The sequence below is a fragment of the Nonomuraea rhizosphaerae genome (assembly GCF_019396405.1).
In the GTDB taxonomy this organism is placed as follows: domain Bacteria; phylum Actinomycetota; class Actinomycetes; order Streptosporangiales; family Streptosporangiaceae; genus Nonomuraea; species Nonomuraea rhizosphaerae.
On record NZ_JAHKRL010000429.1, the window covers coordinates 1 to 14,573 of the forward strand.

Annotated in this window: 16 protein-coding genes and 1 pseudogene; 9 read left to right on the forward strand and 8 right to left on the reverse strand. The window is 72.0% G+C overall.

Going from position 1 to position 14,573, the window contains the following annotated elements:
- The 4 genes from KME77_RS22035 to rimP all read right to left on the reverse strand — a co-directional run.
- On the reverse strand, positions 1–872 hold an 872-nt coding region (locus KME77_RS22035), incomplete at its 3' end, for a translation initiation factor IF-2 N-terminal domain-containing protein (protein ID WP_219470751.1).
- 125 nt (positions 873–997) lie between these two features.
- A complete protein-coding gene (locus tag KME77_RS22040) occupies positions 998–1,297 on the reverse strand; it encodes a YlxR family protein (protein WP_219470753.1) in 300 nt (99 codons plus the stop codon).
- On the reverse strand, positions 1,281–2,285 hold the full coding sequence (gene nusA, locus KME77_RS22045; protein WP_308250822.1) for a transcription termination factor NusA: 1,005 nt from the start codon (positions 2,283–2,285) through the stop codon (positions 1,281–1,283). Before nusA ends, KME77_RS22040 begins: the two co-directional genes overlap by 17 nt.
- 11 nt (positions 2,286–2,296) lie before the next feature.
- Positions 2,297–2,797 (reverse strand): ribosome maturation factor RimP, encoded by a 501-nt coding sequence (rimP, locus tag KME77_RS22050; RefSeq protein ID WP_219470755.1) that lies wholly within the window; start codon positions 2,795–2,797, stop codon positions 2,297–2,299.
- A 269-nt stretch (positions 2,798–3,066) separates the two neighbouring features.
- Here rimP and KME77_RS22055 point away from each other — a divergent pair, with 269 nt between their 5' ends.
- Both KME77_RS22055 and KME77_RS22060 read left to right on the forward strand, forming a co-directional pair.
- The gene (locus tag KME77_RS22055) at positions 3,067–3,549 is read left to right on the forward strand and encodes a hypothetical protein (protein WP_219470757.1); all 483 of its coding nucleotides are present in this window, start codon (positions 3,067–3,069) and stop codon (positions 3,547–3,549) included.
- Between the two features lie 84 nt (positions 3,550–3,633).
- Entirely contained in the window at positions 3,634–4,059 is a 426-nt protein-coding gene (locus KME77_RS22060) for a ferritin-like domain-containing protein (protein WP_308250823.1), read from the forward strand.
- Position 4,060: 1 nt separating this feature from the next.
- On the opposite strand, the gene KME77_RS22065 is transcribed toward KME77_RS22060, so the two are convergent.
- The gene (locus KME77_RS22065; RefSeq protein ID WP_308250824.1) at positions 4,061–5,107 is read right to left on the reverse strand and encodes an ArsR/SmtB family transcription factor; all 1,047 of its coding nucleotides are present in this window, start codon (positions 5,105–5,107) and stop codon (positions 4,061–4,063) included.
- Positions 5,108–5,175: 68 nt separating this feature from the next.
- Between KME77_RS22065 and KME77_RS22070 the strand changes: the two genes are divergently transcribed.
- Genes KME77_RS22070 through KME77_RS22085 form a run of 4 tightly spaced genes read left to right on the forward strand, consistent with a single transcriptional unit; the run spans position 5,176 to position 8,951 of the window.
- On the forward strand, positions 5,176–6,030 hold the full coding sequence (locus tag KME77_RS22070; protein ID WP_219470761.1) for a hypothetical protein: 855 nt from the start codon (positions 5,176–5,178) through the stop codon (positions 6,028–6,030).
- Complete coding sequence (locus KME77_RS22075; protein WP_219470763.1) at positions 6,027–7,010, forward strand: Bug family tripartite tricarboxylate transporter substrate binding protein; 984 nt, start codon at positions 6,027–6,029, stop codon at positions 7,008–7,010. Before KME77_RS22070 ends, KME77_RS22075 begins: the two co-directional genes overlap by 4 nt.
- Positions 7,007–7,450 carry a tripartite tricarboxylate transporter TctB family protein gene (locus KME77_RS22080; RefSeq protein WP_219470765.1) on the forward strand — a complete coding sequence of 148 codons (444 nt, stop codon included), beginning with the start codon at positions 7,007–7,009 and terminating at the stop codon, positions 7,448–7,450. Before KME77_RS22075 ends, KME77_RS22080 begins: the two co-directional genes overlap by 4 nt.
- Before the next feature lies 1 nt (position 7,451).
- A complete protein-coding gene (locus tag KME77_RS22085; RefSeq protein ID WP_219470767.1) occupies positions 7,452–8,951 on the forward strand; it encodes a tripartite tricarboxylate transporter permease in 1,500 nt (499 codons plus the stop codon).
- Between the two features lie 81 nt (positions 8,952–9,032).
- Here the strand turns inward: KME77_RS22085 and KME77_RS22090 are convergent, their stop codons facing one another.
- The gene (locus KME77_RS22090) at positions 9,033–10,775 is read right to left on the reverse strand and encodes a proline--tRNA ligase (RefSeq protein WP_219470769.1); all 1,743 of its coding nucleotides are present in this window, start codon (positions 10,773–10,775) and stop codon (positions 9,033–9,035) included.
- Positions 10,776–10,898: 123 nt separating this feature from the next.
- A complete protein-coding gene (locus KME77_RS22095; RefSeq protein ID WP_219470772.1) occupies positions 10,899–11,573 on the reverse strand; it encodes a hypothetical protein in 675 nt (224 codons plus the stop codon).
- A 109-nt stretch (positions 11,574–11,682) separates the two neighbouring features.
- On the opposite strand from KME77_RS22095, the gene KME77_RS22100 reads away from it, so the two are divergent.
- On the forward strand, positions 11,683–12,645 hold the full coding sequence (locus KME77_RS22100; RefSeq protein ID WP_281424225.1) for an acyl-CoA dehydrogenase family protein: 963 nt from the start codon (positions 11,683–11,685) through the stop codon (positions 12,643–12,645).
- Between the two features lie 12 nt (positions 12,646–12,657).
- Here the strand turns inward: KME77_RS22100 and KME77_RS22105 are convergent, their stop codons facing one another.
- Positions 12,658–13,086, reverse strand: a complete 429-nt coding sequence (locus tag KME77_RS22105) for a hypothetical protein (protein WP_246610467.1) — start codon at positions 13,084–13,086, stop codon at positions 12,658–12,660.
- 151 nt (positions 13,087–13,237) lie between these two features.
- On the opposite strand from KME77_RS22105, the gene KME77_RS22110 reads away from it, so the two are divergent.
- Together KME77_RS22110 and KME77_RS22115 are read left to right on the forward strand one after the other, a co-directional pair.
- Positions 13,238–14,305, forward strand: a complete 1,068-nt coding sequence (locus KME77_RS22110) for an LLM class flavin-dependent oxidoreductase (protein ID WP_219470777.1) — start codon at positions 13,238–13,240, stop codon at positions 14,303–14,305.
- A pseudogene (locus tag KME77_RS22115) lies at positions 14,302–14,573 on the forward strand (hypothetical protein); the annotation flags it as partial. The gene KME77_RS22110 and the pseudogene KME77_RS22115, both read left to right, overlap by 4 nt.

Sequence of the window (14,573 nt, forward strand, 5' to 3'; positions counted from 1 at the left end):
CCCTCGCCGCCGCCACGACCCTGCGGCGGACGCGGGATCGCGCCGTCGCGGGGCGGACCGTCACGACGCTCGCGCTGGCCGGGGCCGCCGCCTTCGCGGTTGCCGCCGGGACGCGGCGGCCGGGACTGGCCCATGCCGCTGGCGTTGGACGAGAACGGGTTGTTGCCCGGACGCGGGCCACGAGGACCCGGCTTGGGACCGGGACCCGGACGCGGGCCGCCGCGCTCGCCGGAAGGAGCGCCGGGACGCGGAGCGGCGGAACCGCCACCGCGCTCGCCGCCGCGGTCACGGTCACCGCCGCGCTCGCGGTCGCCACGCTCGCCGCCGCGCTCACCGGAAGGACCGCCCGGACGGGCCGCGGGACCTGGCCTGGGGCCAGGACGGGCGGCGGGGCCGGGACGCGGGCCAGGGGTGGGCGCGGGACGCGTGCCCGCACCGGCGCCGGACTCGAAGCGCGCCTGAGGAGCCGCCGGCGTCTCCGCACGCGGGGCCTCGGGCTGCTGCGACTGCTGCGGCATGGGCACCGGCGGACGCGGCTGCTGGCCGCCGCCCGCGGGACCCGGACGCGGACCAGGCCGGGGGCCGGGCCGCGGAGTTGTGGGGACGGGCGCCTCGGAGGCGCCGTTGCCGGCCTGGCTGTCCGCCGGCCGGGGAGCAGCCCTTGGCGGCTGCGGCTTGGACGACGAACCGCCGCCCCTGGAGGACCCACCCTTGGATGCGCCCAAAGCTTCGGTGAGCCTGCGGACCACCGGCGCTTCGATGGTGGAGGACGCCGAACGGACGAACTCCCCCATCTCCTGGAGCTTGGCCATGACGACCTTGCTCTCTACGCCGAACTCCTTAGCGAGCTCGTATACCCGGACCTTCGCCACTGCACTCCCTTACTCGGCCCGGGAGGCTGGCTGTGCCGTCCGGACCGTCGCTACCTTGACGTCTTCATCGCCGCGTGCTCATCAGGCGCTCATAGCAATCTGACTCCGCCCATCAACTCGGCGTCCTACATGACATGTTGGTTCTCCTTCTCCAGGTGGGCCCGCACGCGCGAGACGTCAAGCGGCCCCGGCACGCGGAACGCGCGCGGAAACGCTCGGCGACGCTCGGCAAGCTCCAGACAGCTCACGGACGGGTGCAGTGACGCACCCCTTCCGGGGAGCCGTCCTAGCAGGTCAGGGACCAGGTGATCCTCGACCAGCACCAAGCGGAGCAGGTCGGACTTAGCCGTACGAACCCTGCAGCCCACACACGTGCGCTGCGGAGCCGCGTGGCCACCATATTCCAGCTTACCGTGTCGACGCATCTACGGAACCGGCGGCGTCCTCGGCCTGGGTGTCAGGCCGGATGTCGATCCGCCATCCTGTGAGCCTGGCGGCAAGCCGGGCATTCTGCCCCTCTTTGCCGATGGCCAGGGAAAGCTGGTAGTCGGGGACCGTCACCCGCGCGACACGCCCTTCCAGATCGAGTACCTCGACGTGGGAAACACGGGCGGGCGACAGGGCATTCCCTACGAATTCCCCCGGATCCTCCGACCAGTCGATGATGTCGATCTTCTCGCCGTGCAGCTCGGTCATGACGTTGCGGACGCGCGAGCCCATCGGGCCGATGCAGGCGCCCTTGGCGTTGACGCCCGGCCTGCGCGACCTGACCGCGATCTTCGTCCGGTGCCCGGCCTCGCGGGCCACGGCCGCGATCTCGACGGTGCCGTCGGCGATCTCCGGCACCTCCAGCGCGAACAGCTTCTTGACCAGGCCGGGGTGGGTGCGCGAGAGCGTGACCGAGGGGCCCTTGTGGCCCTTCTTCACCTGGACCACGTAGGCGCGGATGCGCTCGCCGTGGACGTACTCCTCGCCGGGGACCTGCTCGTTGTGCGGCAGCACGGCCTCGATCTTGCCGAGGTCGACCAGCACCACGCGGGGGTCCTTGCCCTGCTGGATCACGCCGGAGACCAGCTCGCCCTCGCGGCTGGCGAACTCACCGAAGTTGATCTCGTCCTCGGCGTCGCGCAGCTGCTGCAGGATGACCTGCTTGGCGGTGGTGGCGGCGATCCTGCTGAAGTTGCCCGGCGTGTCGTCGAACTCCCTGACGATCTCGCCCTCGTCGTCGATCTCGGCGGCGTAGATGGTCACGTGCCCGCTCGTCCGGTCGAGCTCCGCCCGTGCCTTGGGCGCGGCGCCCTCGGTGCGGAAGTAGGCGATCAGCAACGCGTCTTCGATCGCCTTGACGACCAGGTCGAAGGAGATGTCCTTCTCCCGCTCCAGGCTGCGCAGGACGCTCATGTCGATGTCCACGAGGCTTCCCCTTAGCCTTCGTCGCCGTCGACGTCTGCATCGTCTGCATCGTCGATCCGGCGGAACTCCACCTGCACCCGTCCGCGGGTCAGGTCCTGATAGTCGAGCCGGCGGCCGGTGCCGTCGACGTCGAGCTCGACGCCGCTCTCGTCGGCGGAGCGCACCCGGCCCTCCACCACGGTGCCGTCCCTCAGCTCGGCCTTCACCAGCCGCTTGGCCGCGCGCCGCCAGTGGCGCGGCTCGGTCAGCGGACGGTCGACGCCCGGCGAGGAGACCTCCAGCGTGTAGGCCGACTGGCCCATCGCGTCGGTGTCGTCGAGCAGCGTGGAGACGGCCTGGCTGACCTCGGCCACGTCGTCGAGGCTGACGCCACCGTCACGGTCGACGATCACGCGCAGCAGCCGGCGCTTGCCGGCCTGAGTGACCTTGACGTCCTCCAGATCGAGGCCCTCCGCGCTGACGACGGGCTCCAGGAGCTTCATCAGGTGGTCGCGGGGTGATGCGCTGCCCATATCGACCTCCCCTATTGTCATGTCTCAGCCGGGCGGACCTCGCCTCTGGCCTCCTTGCCGCCTGGCCGCTCAGCCAGCGACGACAGTTGACACCCTATCTGTACGGGGGCACGAAGAGAGCGCCACTCGGCTCAGGTATCGACCGGGCCTGAGCGCGGTGATCGACGAGGCCGGTGGATCCGTGCGCCGCGCCCCGTCCGCTTGACGCGGGGAGCGGTCCTGAGACCGTACGATGCTATCTGCGTTCCGTTTTCAGGAGGTCTCCGCCCGTGCGCCCGCGTTCCCTCTCACGGCGAGCCGTGCTGGCAGGCGGAGCGGCCGCGACCACGGCGGCGCTGTCCGGGTGCAGCGGCGCCCCCGCGACGCCCGCGCCCTCGCCGACCCCCTCGGAGGATCCCGAGCGGGTGCTGCTGCGCAAGCTGATCGCCGACAAGGAGCGGACGATCGCCCTCTACTCCGGGCTGATCACGGCGGGGCAGAGCAAGCTGGCCCCGTTCCGCGACCGGCACCAGGCCCACCTGGACGAGCTGCGCAAGCGCCTGGGCGAGGCCCCGAGCGCCGGCCCGCAGCCGTCCACCACCGTCAGTGCCGCGCCCAGGACGTCGCTGTCGCGGCTGCGTGACGCCGAGCGCAAGGCGGCGGCGCTGCGCACCCGCCAGCTCGCGGGCGTCTCGCCGCAGCTGGCCCAGCTCATCGCCGGCATCGGCGCCTGCGAGGCCGTCCACGCGCTGGCCCTGCCGAGGTCGACGTGACCACCGAGGCCGGCGCGACACGTGAGGCCGGCGTGACCCCCCACCCGCCGAGGTCGACGTGACCACCGAGCTGCCGAGGTCCGCGTGATCGCCGACGACGTCGAGAAGCTGCGCAAGGCGCTGTCGGCCGAGCACGCCGCCGTGTTCGCGTACGGGCTGATCGGGGCGCGCACCACGGGCTCGCTGCGGGCGCGGGTGACCGGCGCCTACGACGCCCACCGGGCCAGGCGCGACCAGCTCCGCTCGTACATCACCGGCAGGGGCGGCACGCCGTCGGAGCCGGAGCCCGCCTACGAGCTGCCGCTCGTGCCCTCGTCTGGGGCCGACGCGGTGCGGCTGGCGGTGCTGGTGGAGAGCGGCGTCACGGCCGCCTACCTGGAGCTGGTGGCGGCCGACGACGCGGCGCTGCGCAAGTTCGCGGCGCTGGCGATGCAGGAGTCGGCGGCCCGCTCGTACGGCTTCAAGCCCTCGATCACCACGGCCTTCCCCGGCACCTCCCAGCCCCGGTGACTCACCGGTAGAGGACGGTGAGCAGGTCGGCGCCCACGCGTCCGACCGCCTCGGCGTCGAGCTGGTAGTAGACGGCGGCGCCGTCGCGGTGCACGTGCACCAGCTCGGCCTCCCTCAGGTGGCGCAGGTGCCTGGAGACCTGGGGCGCGGTCATGCCGAGCTGGGTGGCCAGCTCGGCGGTGGCGACGGGGTTGCGCAGGATGGCGCGGCAGAGCATGAGCCTGGTGGGGTGCTGGAGCACGGCCAGGCGCTGGCGGACGACCTCCAGTGACGGGCCGGCCGTGCTGCCGACGCCGTACTGGATGACGATCGGATAGCCCGGGTAGTGCTTGACCACGAAGTGCGGGCGGCCGTACAGGCTGGGCAGCAGCAGGCAGGGCCGGTCGGCGGTGATGTGCTCGGTGGAGCTGTAGAGCTTGTCGAGGACGATCCGGTCGCCGGAGACCGTGGCGGCGGGGAAGTCGGCGAACGTCATCGCGCCGCGTACGGACAGCGCCCGCTCGCGTACGGCGGCCTCGGCGAGCAGCGCGGTGCGCAGGCCGGGCCAGTCGGCGTCGAAGGCGGCGGCGGCGAAGCCGGTCAGGAAGCCGAGCAGCTCGCGCCTGAAGCCGTGGGCGTCGTCGTAGACGCGGGCGCCCAGCTCCACCCGGCTGGAGGAGATGAGCCTGAGCCGCTGGAGCACGTTCGGGCCGAGGACGGCGCCGTTCTTGCCGATCAGCGCCTGCAGGGTCATGGCGGTGAACTCGCCGATCGGCAGGGCCTCGATCTCGGCCAGCTCGTCGGCGAGCGAGCGGGAGCGGCCGGGTGAGGGCGACAGGGGCAGCAGGTAGCGGGCGCGGAAGGCGCCCCAGAGCGGCGCCCACGCGGTCGCCCTGGCCAGCAGGTCGCTGTCAGTCTCGGCGTGGAGCCTGGCGATCCAGCGGGCCGCGGCGGGGTGGTGCCCGGGCTCGTCGAGCGCGTGCAGACAGGCGCAGAGCTCGGCCAGCGGCGAGACCCTTGTCATGACAAAGGCCTGGTCAGCGGACGACAGGACCAGCGTGACGGGCACCCTTCACATTACCGCGTTGGTGACAATCTTCTTGTCCGTAACCCCATATATGTCCAGGCTGTGGCGCCATGGCCAAGGCACTTCACCAGAGCGAGGGCGTCAAGCACCCGAGGGAGTACTACTTCAGCGGGGCCACGACGATCTTCGCGTCCCGATACGACCAGCGTTTCTCCTACTGCCTCTACGTGCCGACGGCCCATTCGCCCGGCGGTCCGCCGCTGCCGCTCGCCGTGCTCCAGCACGGCACGGGGCGGCGCGGGCCGCAGTACCGCGACAACCTCGCCGAGTGGGGTGAGCGTCAGGGCTGCCTGGTGCTCGCGCCGCTGTTCCCGGCGGGGATCGAGGACGCGGACGACCTGCACGGCTTCAAGTTCATCAAATATCGCGACATCAGGTTCGACCACGTGCTCCTGGCGATCGTCGAGGAGGTCGGCGAGCGCTTCAACGTGGACACCGGGAGGTTCCTCCTGCACGGCTTCTCCGGCGGCGGCCAGTTCGCCCATCGGTTCGCCTACCTGCACCCGGACCGCCTGGCCGGGCTCTCGATCGGCGCACCAGGGCGGATATCGTACATCGATTGGGACAACCCCTGGTGGGTCGGGCTCAAGGGGTTCGAGGAGGAGTTCGGCCAGGCGCCCCGGATCGAGGAGCTGGCCGCGGTGCCGGTGCAGATGGTCGTGGGCGCCGAGGACGTCGAGACCTGGGAGATCAACAACCGGGGCGACGCCAACTGGATGGAAGGCGCCGACGCCCACGGCTCCACCCGCGTCGCGCGCCTGGAGGCGATGCGCGACAACTACGCCGCGCACGGCATCTCCGTCCGGTTCGACGTGGTGCCCAGCGTGGCGCACGAGCCGATGCGGGTGCTCGAACCGGTCATGGACTTCTTCACCTCGATCCTCACCCCCCAGGAGACATCATGAGAATCACTGCCGCAGTCGTCGCGCTGGCCGTCACGGTCACCGGCTGCGCCGTCGGCGAGAGCACCGGCCCGGGCGACGGCTACCCCAGCAAGGCGCTGACGATCATGGCGCCGGGCAGCCCCGGCGGCGGCTGGGACACCCGCGCCCGCGGCATCGCCGGCGCGCTCAGCCAGTGCGACATCACCGACGTCAAGTCGACGGTCGTCAACGTCCCCGGCGCGGGCGGCACGATCGGGCTGGCCCAGTTCGCCAAGAGCAAGGGCGACCCGTACCAGCTCATGGTCATGGACAGCGCCACCATGCTCGGCGGCATCGTCAACAACCACTCCCCCGTCGACCTGACCACGCTCACCCCGATCGCCGGGCTGAGCAAGGGGCCGTCTGCGATCGTGGTGCCGAAGGGGGCGCCGTACAAAGACCTGAAGGCGCTGCTCGCGGCGCTGAGGAAGGATCCGCACGGGGTCAAGTGGACCGGCGGCTCACTCGGCGCGCCCGGCCACATGACGGTGGCGGGCCTGGCCAAGGGCGAGGGCGTGGATCCCAAGGACATCAACTTCGTGCCCACCGCGGGCGGCGGCGAGTCCATGAACCTGCTGCTCAGCGGCGCCGCCACGGCCGGCGTCGACACCGTGGCCGAGCTGCGCGCCCAGTTGCGGGCCGGCGAGCTGCGGGCGCTGGCGGTGGACGGCGACCAGCGGATCGAGGGCGTCGACGCGCCGACGCTGAAGGAGCTCGGGCTGGCCGACAAGTCCATCGCCACGATGGCCGGCGTCCTCGCCCCCGCGGGCCTGTCGGAGGAGCAGCAACAGGACGTCATCAGCATGATCGACAAGATGCGCCGGACCACGTGCTGGCAGCAGGTGCTCAAGCAGAACAACTGGGTGGACGCCTGGACGCCCGGTGAGGCGTTCGAGCAGGTGCTCACCCAGCAGCGCGGGCAGATCACCACCATCCTCGGCGAGCTGGGGCTGGGCAAGTGAGCACGCGGCTGGTGTCAGCAGGGTTCCTGGCCGTCGCGCTGGTCGTGCTGGCGCAGGCGTTCATGATCCCCGACAGCGGCGCCTACCAGGCGGTCGGGCCGCGCGCCTTCCCGCTGCTGGTGGGCGGCGGCATGGCGGTCGTGGCCGTGATCGGGGTGGCGCAGGCGTTCAGGTCGCCGGCCGCCCCGGACGGAGAGGTCCGCTGGGGGCCGGTGCTGCTGCTGGTGGGGGCGCTGGTCCTGTACGCGGTGCTGCTCGTGCCCGTCGGCTACTGGCAGGCCACCACGCTGTTCTTCACCGCGGTCGCCCGGGTGCTGGGCAGCCGGCGGTTGGTGCGCGACCTGCTGGCCGGGCTGCTGCTGGCGCTGGCCACGTACTTCCTGTTCGACCGGCTGCTGGGCATCGCCCTGCCGCCCGGCCTGGTGAGGCTGGCGATCTGAGATGAGCGTCCTGGCCAACCTGCTCGACGGCTTCTCGCACGCGCTCAGCCTGCAGAACCTGCTGCTCGGCCTGCTCGGCGTCACGGTCGGCACGCTCGTCGGCGTGCTGCCCGGCCTCGGCCCGGCCACCACGATCGCGCTGCTGCTGCCGCTGACGCTGGTGTTCGACCCGATCGGCGCGTTCGTGATGTTCGCCGGGATCTACTACGGCGGCATGTACGGCGGCAGCACCACCGCCATCCTGCTCAACATCCCCGGCGAAACGGCCTCGATCCCCACCACGCTGGAGGGCTACCCGATGGCGCGCCGGGGCCGGGCCGGGGCCGCGCTGGCCACGGCGGCCATCGGCTCGTTCGTCGCGGGGACGATCTCCACCGTGGTGATCACGTTCCTGGCGCCCGGCATGTCGGCCATCGCCAAGTCGATCCAGCCCGCCGAGTACTTCTCGATCATGGTGCTGGCGTTCGTCACGGTCACCTCGCTCATGGGCGACTCGGTCGTACGGGGGATGTCGAGCCTGTTCCTCGGACTGGCGATCGGCCTGGTCGGCATCGACCAGATGACCGGCCAGCCGCGCCTGGCCTTCGGCGTGCCCGAGCTGTACGAGGGGCTGCCGGTGGTGGCGCTGGCCGTCGGGCTCTTCGCCGTGGCCGAGGCCGTGTCCACGGCGGCCCAGCGGCACCAGGGGACGCCGCCGAAGGTGGAGGTGAGCGGGCGCGTCGGCATGTCGCGCGACGACTGGCGCCGCTCGTGGAAGCCGTGGCTGCGCGGGACCGCGTTCGGGCTGCCCATCGGGTCGCTGCCCGCCGGGGGCGCCGAGCTGCCGACGTTCCTCAGCTACAACGTCGAGAAGCGGCTGAATCCCGACGAGTTCGGCAAGGGCGCCATCGAGGGCGTGGCCGGGCCGGAGGCGGCCAACAACGCCGCGTTCTCGGGGGTGCTGGTGCCGCTGCTGACGCTGGGCATCCCGACGTCGGCCACGGCGAGCATGCTGCTGATCGCCTTCCAGATCTACAACGTGCAGCCCGGGCCGCAGCTCTTCGACCAGCAGCCGACGCTCGTGTGGACGCTGATCGCCAGCCTCTACATCGGCAACGTGATGCTGCTCGTGCTGAACCTGCCGTTGATCCGGCTGTGGGTGAAGCTGTTGAGCGTGCCCGCCGCCCTGCTGACCGCAGCGATCCTGACATTTGCCACTCTGGGGGTCTACGCGACTGGGCAGAGCGTGTTCGAGATCCTGGTGGCGTACGGGTTCGGGCTGGTGGGGTTCGTCATGCGGCGGGCCCGGTATCCGGTCGCGCCGCTGATCCTGGGGGCGGTGCTGGGGCCGCTGATGGAGGTGCAGTTCAGGAGGGCGCTGGCGTTCAGCGAGGGGGATCCGTCGGTGTTCTTCACCCGGCCGGTGTCGCTGGCGATCCTGGTGGTCGCGGCGGCGTGCCTGGCCGGGCCGGTGATCCTGCGGCGCAAGGGCCGGATCGCGCTGCCCGAGGCGATCGACTGACCCGGCCCCTCCGACCGGCCCGGCTCTTCCGACCGCCCCGGCGGGCCCGGTACGGCGCTTGGCCGTACCGGGTCCGTCCGGTCATGAGCAGGCGGCCACCACGCGGTCGGCGGCCGTGTCGAGGGGGATCTCCTCCTTGACGCCGGTGACCCGGTCGCGCAGCTCGACCACGCCCTGGGACAGGCCGCGGCCGACGACCACGATCGTGGGCAGCCCGAGCAGCTCGGCGTCCTTGAACTTGACCCCGGGCGAGACCTGCGCCCGGTCGTCGACCAGGACGCGCACGCCGCGCGCCTCCAGGTCGGCGGCGAGCTGGAGGGCCGCCTCGATCTGGTTCTCCTTGCCGGTGCCGACGATGTGCACGTCGGCGGGCGCCACCTCGCGCGGCCACACCAGGCCGAGCTGGTCGTGGGCCTGCTCGGCGATGACCGCCACGGCGCGGGAGACGCCGACGCCGTAGGAGCCCATCGTGATGCGGATCGGCTTGCCGTCGGGGCCCAGCGCGTCGAGCCCGGCCGCGTCGGCGTACTTGCGGCCGAGCTGGAAGATGTGGCCGATCTCGATGCCGCGGTCGATGGACAGCGGCGAGCCGCAGCGGGGGCAGGGGTCCCCGGCGCGCACCTCGGCGGCCTCGATCGTGCCGTCGGGGGTGAAGTCGCGGCCGGCGACCACGTGGGCGGCGTGCTTGCCGCGCTCGTTGGCGCCGGTCACCCAGGAGGTGCCGGTGACCACGCGGGGGTCGACCAGGTAGCGGATGCCGAGGTCGCGCAGGATCTGCGGGCCGATGTAGCCGCGCACGAGACCGGGGTGCCTGGCGAAGTCGTCGGCCTCGAAGATGGCGGGCTCGCCGGGAGCCAGCGCCGCCTCCAGGCGCTTGAAGTCGACCTCGCGGTCGCCGGGCACGCCGATGATCAGCGTCTCGACCTTGTCGGAGCCGGGCGTGGTGACCTTGACCACGACGTTCTTGAGGGTGTCGGCGGCGGTGACGTCGAGGCCGTGGTGCTCGTTGACGTAGGACACGAGCGTGTCGATGGTCGGCGTATCGGGCGTGTCGAGGACCCGCTGCGCCTCCAGCCCCTCCAGGGAGCGGGCGGCGGGGACGGGCGTGGTGACCGCCTCGGCGTTGGCCGCGTAGCCGCAGGAGTGGCAGGCCACGAACGTGTCCTCGCCGGTGGGCGTGGGCGCCAGGAACTCCTCCGAGGCCGAGCCGCCCATCGCGCCCGACGTGGCGAACACGATCTTGTACGTGATGCCGAGCCGGTCGAAGGTGCGGATGTAGGTCTCGCGGTGCCGCTCGTAGGAGTGCTTGAGCCCGTCGTCGTCGAGGTCGAAGGAGTAGGAGTCCTTCATCAGGAACTCGCGCCCGCGCAGGATGCCCGCCCGGGGCCTGGCCTCGTCACGGTACTTCGTCTGGATCTGGTAGAGCGTGACAGGATAGTCCTTGTACGAGGAGTACTCGCCCTTGACCATGTCGGTGAAGAGCTCCTCGTGGGTGGGGCCGAGCAGGTAGTCGGCGCCCTTGCGGTCCTTGAGCCGGAACAGCGTGTCGCCGTACTCGGTCCAGCGGCCGGTGGCCTCGTAGTATTCGCGGGGCAGCAGGGCGGGGAAGAGCACCTCCTGGCCGCCCATCCGGTTCATCTCCTCGCGGACGACCTTGGCGACGTTCTCCATCACCATCTTGCCGAGGGGCAGCCACGAGTAGATGCCGGGCGCGACGCGGCGGACGTAACCGGCGCGGACCAGGAGCTTGTGGCTCGGCACTTCCGCGTCTGCCGGGTCGTCCCGCAGGGTGCGAAGAAACAACGACGACATGCGCAGCAACACGGCTACTCCTTGCTCGGCCTGGATACGGAGGATTACAGGCTATCGACTCGGAGCAGCGCGCCGCGCGTGCTTATCGGGACCGGCGGCTCCCGCCCGCCGGGGCCGGCGGGCCAGGAGCGCCGCTCAGACGGTGACCGGGATCCAGCCCACCGGGGCACCCGTGACCGCGAACGTGAAGGCGGCGGCCAGCACAGCCGCCATCGCCAGAGCCCGCAGCCGGCTGCCCCAGCTACGGCGCAGCGCGAGCACCAGCGCGGCCGACAGGACGCCGGCCACGAGCGCGGGGCCCGGCCAGAACGCCGGCTCGCTGTCGATGAAGCCAGGCGTCGCCCGGTCGATCACGTCGGCCAGCAGCAGCGTGCCGATGGCGCCCGCGGCCACGTCGCCCCAGCCGTCGCGCCTGCGCGTCACGTACGCGAGCAGACCCAGCCCGACCAGCAGCGCGAGGGTCCAGTTCAGCGTGCCCGCGGCGTCGCCGCCGATCACCCCGAGGTCGGACCCGCCGCGCAGCGCGCTGCCGCCCATCGCCGCGACGATCGTGGACAGGGCCGCCAGGGACGTGCCGAGCAGCGCCCACCCGAACCCCGCCGCGCTCGCCCCCACGAGCAGCGCCAGGACGAGGTACATGTACGGGTCGTAGAGCTGGCCGAGCCACAGCGGGCCGCGTCCGGCGGTGAGCATGCCGACGAGCCCGACGGCCAGTCCCCCGAGGAAGGCCGCGAGCATGTGACGTTCGATGCCGCGCTGGCGCCGGTCGTACTCGGCGAAGTCGGCATAGTCGAGTGCGGTTTCTTCCATCTCCAGTCCCTGGTCATCCCTCCCCCGGAAACGTCTAGGAATGACCACAATCACATTATGTGACTATCCGTAAAAGGCAAATTTAGGGTTATGTCCATCAAGCAATCGCTTGGTTAAACTGGCCCGCGTGACCGTCCACGAGGAGCTGCGCGCCGTCGTCCGCGACTATCTCGCCGAGCGGCCTGGGGCGCCCTGGCGGGCGTTCGCGGGTGACCTCGGCGTCGCCGGGCTGGCCGTGCCCGAGGCGTACGGCGGGGCCGGCTGCGGTCCGGCCGAGACCGGGGTCGTGGCGGGTGAGCTGGGACGGGCGCTGTCGCCGTACCCGTTCCTGCAGTGCGCGGTCCTGGCGGTCGAGGCGCTCAAGGCGGGCGGCGACGACGCGGCCATGGAGCGGCTGCTGCCCGCGCTGGCCGGCGGCTCGCTGACGGCGACCGTGCTGCTGCCCGGGGACGGGGAGCTGACCCTGCGGGACGGGCTGCTGACGGGCGAGGCTCCGTACGCGCTGGAGGGGGACGTGGTGCTCGCCTACATGGGCGAGGTCCTGGTGGAGGCCACACCCTCGCGGCGGGCGCCGTACCGGACCATGGACGAGTCCCGGCCGCTGGCCGGGCTGTTCTTCGACGGCGTTCCCGTACGACCGGCCGGGGACGGGCGCGGATGGAGCCGGGTGCGCGACCTCGGCGTCGCGGCCCTGGCGGCCGAGCAGGCCGGCGGGGCGGAGCGGTGCCTGGAGATGGCGACGGAGCACGCCAGGACGCGGCACCAGTTCGGGCGGCCGATCGGGTCGTTCCAGGCGATCAAGCACAAGCTGGCCGACGTGCTGCTGCTGGTCGAGTCGGCCAGGTCGGCGGCACTGGCGGCGGCGGACTCCCCCGTGCTGGCGGCGGTCGCGGGGTCGTACTGCACGGAGGCGTACCTGACGGCGGCCGGGGAGAACATCCAGGTCCACGGGGGGATCGGGGTGACGTGGGAGCATCCGGCGCACCGCTACCTCAAGCGGGCCACGTCGGACGCGCAGCTGTTCGGGCCGCCGCAGGAGCACCGGGAGCGGCTGGCGGAGCACGTGTTCTAGCTGGTCGGCGGGTCAGCCGCCGAGGAGTTCCTCCCAGGGGCGGCGGGTGTTGCCGCCGCGGCCGGTGTCGAGGACCTCGGCCATGCGCCACAGGCCGGGCCTGGCGCGCAGCCGGTCGAGGCCGAGCGGGTCGATCGCGCGCAGCTCGAAGCGGACGCCCAGCACGTCGAGCACCGCCGACCCGATGCCGCCGGGGCCGGGGACGGTGACCAGGTCACCGTCGCACTCCGGATCGCCCGCCTGCCCGGCCAGCAGCGCCGCCACCTCCGACGCGTACGGCCCGTCGCGCCATTCCAGCCGCCAGCCGCGATCGGAGCCGCGCCACCAGGTCAGGTCGCGGCACGACTCGATGAACTCGGCCTCGGTGGCCAGCGCCGCCATCACCCGGCCCAGCGCTTCGTAACTCTGGGCGCTCGTGAGCGAGAAGTCATCGTCCCGCATATCGGGCAGCGTGCCATCTTTCGGCCGCCGTAGCGCGTGCTTTCGCCTCACGAGCATCACTCTGATCGCGAACGCGCCCTTCCCGCAAGTCTTCGGCCCTGATAGTCTCTACCAAGCGAGCGCTTGGTTTACTACTTTCGCCGGAGGCGCGATGACGTCCCTACGGATCAGCCTGGGGTACGAACTGGAGGTGCGCGGGCGCTCCCGCGAGGTCGAGCAACAGGCGTTCCAGAACGTGATCGACCAGGTCGTCCTCGGCGACAGCCTCGGCTTCGACACGGCGTGGTTCGTCGAGCACCACTTCACCCGGGGCTTCTCCCACTCCTCCGCGCCCGACCTGGTGCTGGCCGCGATCTCGCAGCGGACCGAGCGGATCCATCTCGGGCTGGGCGTGGTGCTGCTGCCGTTCCAGTCGCCGATCCGCACGGCCGAACGCGTCGCCACCCTCGACGTGCTCAGCGGCGGGCGGGTGGAGTTCGGCACCGGGCGGGGAGCCTCGCCCCTGGAGTACCAGGCGTTCCAGCGGCCGTTCGAGAAGTCGCGGCAGATCTGGGAGGACTCGCTCGACACGACGCTGGCCATCTGGCGGGCCGACGGGGAGCCGGTCAGCCGCTCCAACGAGTTCTTCGAGATCCCCGACGTCGCCGTCTACCCGCGTCCCGTGCAGCAGCCGCACCCGCCCGTGTGGGTGGCCTCGACCTCGCTGGAGGGCTACCTCGCGGCGGCCGACCACGGCTACAACCTGCTCGGCATGACCATGGTCAAGGGCATCGACGACGTGGCCGCCGACATCGCCCAGTACAAGCAACGCCTGGCCGCCGCCGGCTTCGACCCCGCCTCGCGCCGGGTCGCGCTGATGATCCCCTGGTACGTGGCGCCCACCCGGGACGAGGCCAACGACACGGCCGCCGACGCCGTCCTGTGGTACATCCGGCGTCAGGTCAACCTCGTCACCCCGCCCGACTACTACGACGCCCGGCACGCCACCCACCGTGTGCTCGGCCAGCTCGCGGCGGGGATGCCGCCGGACGAGGCGATGGCGACGCTGCGCGAGCACCTGATGGTCGTGGTGGACGACGTGGAGGGCTCGCGCAAGGCCCTGGCCAGGATCGCGGAGGCCGGCGCCACGGACCTGATCATCCAGGCGCAGGTGGGCGGGCTGGCGCACGACCGGGTGTGCGACGCGATGACGCTGTTCATGACCGAGGTGATCAAGTGACCGCCCCGCAGGCGCGGTGGCTCACCCGGGACGACCTCGGCGCGGGCGCCCGGTCGGCCACCGGGCTGCTGGTGGTCGCCCCCGACGCCGCGAGCGCGTACCCGCTGGGCCCGGACGACCTCGCGGAGGCCGCGAGGCTGACCGGCGCCGCGCTGCGGGCGGCCGGGGTGGGCGAGCGTGACCGGGTGGTCGTGGCGCTGGCCGAGCCCGTCGGCGGGCTGTGGGCCGGCGCGGCGGCGGAGATTGCGGCGGCCGGCGCGTCCGTGGG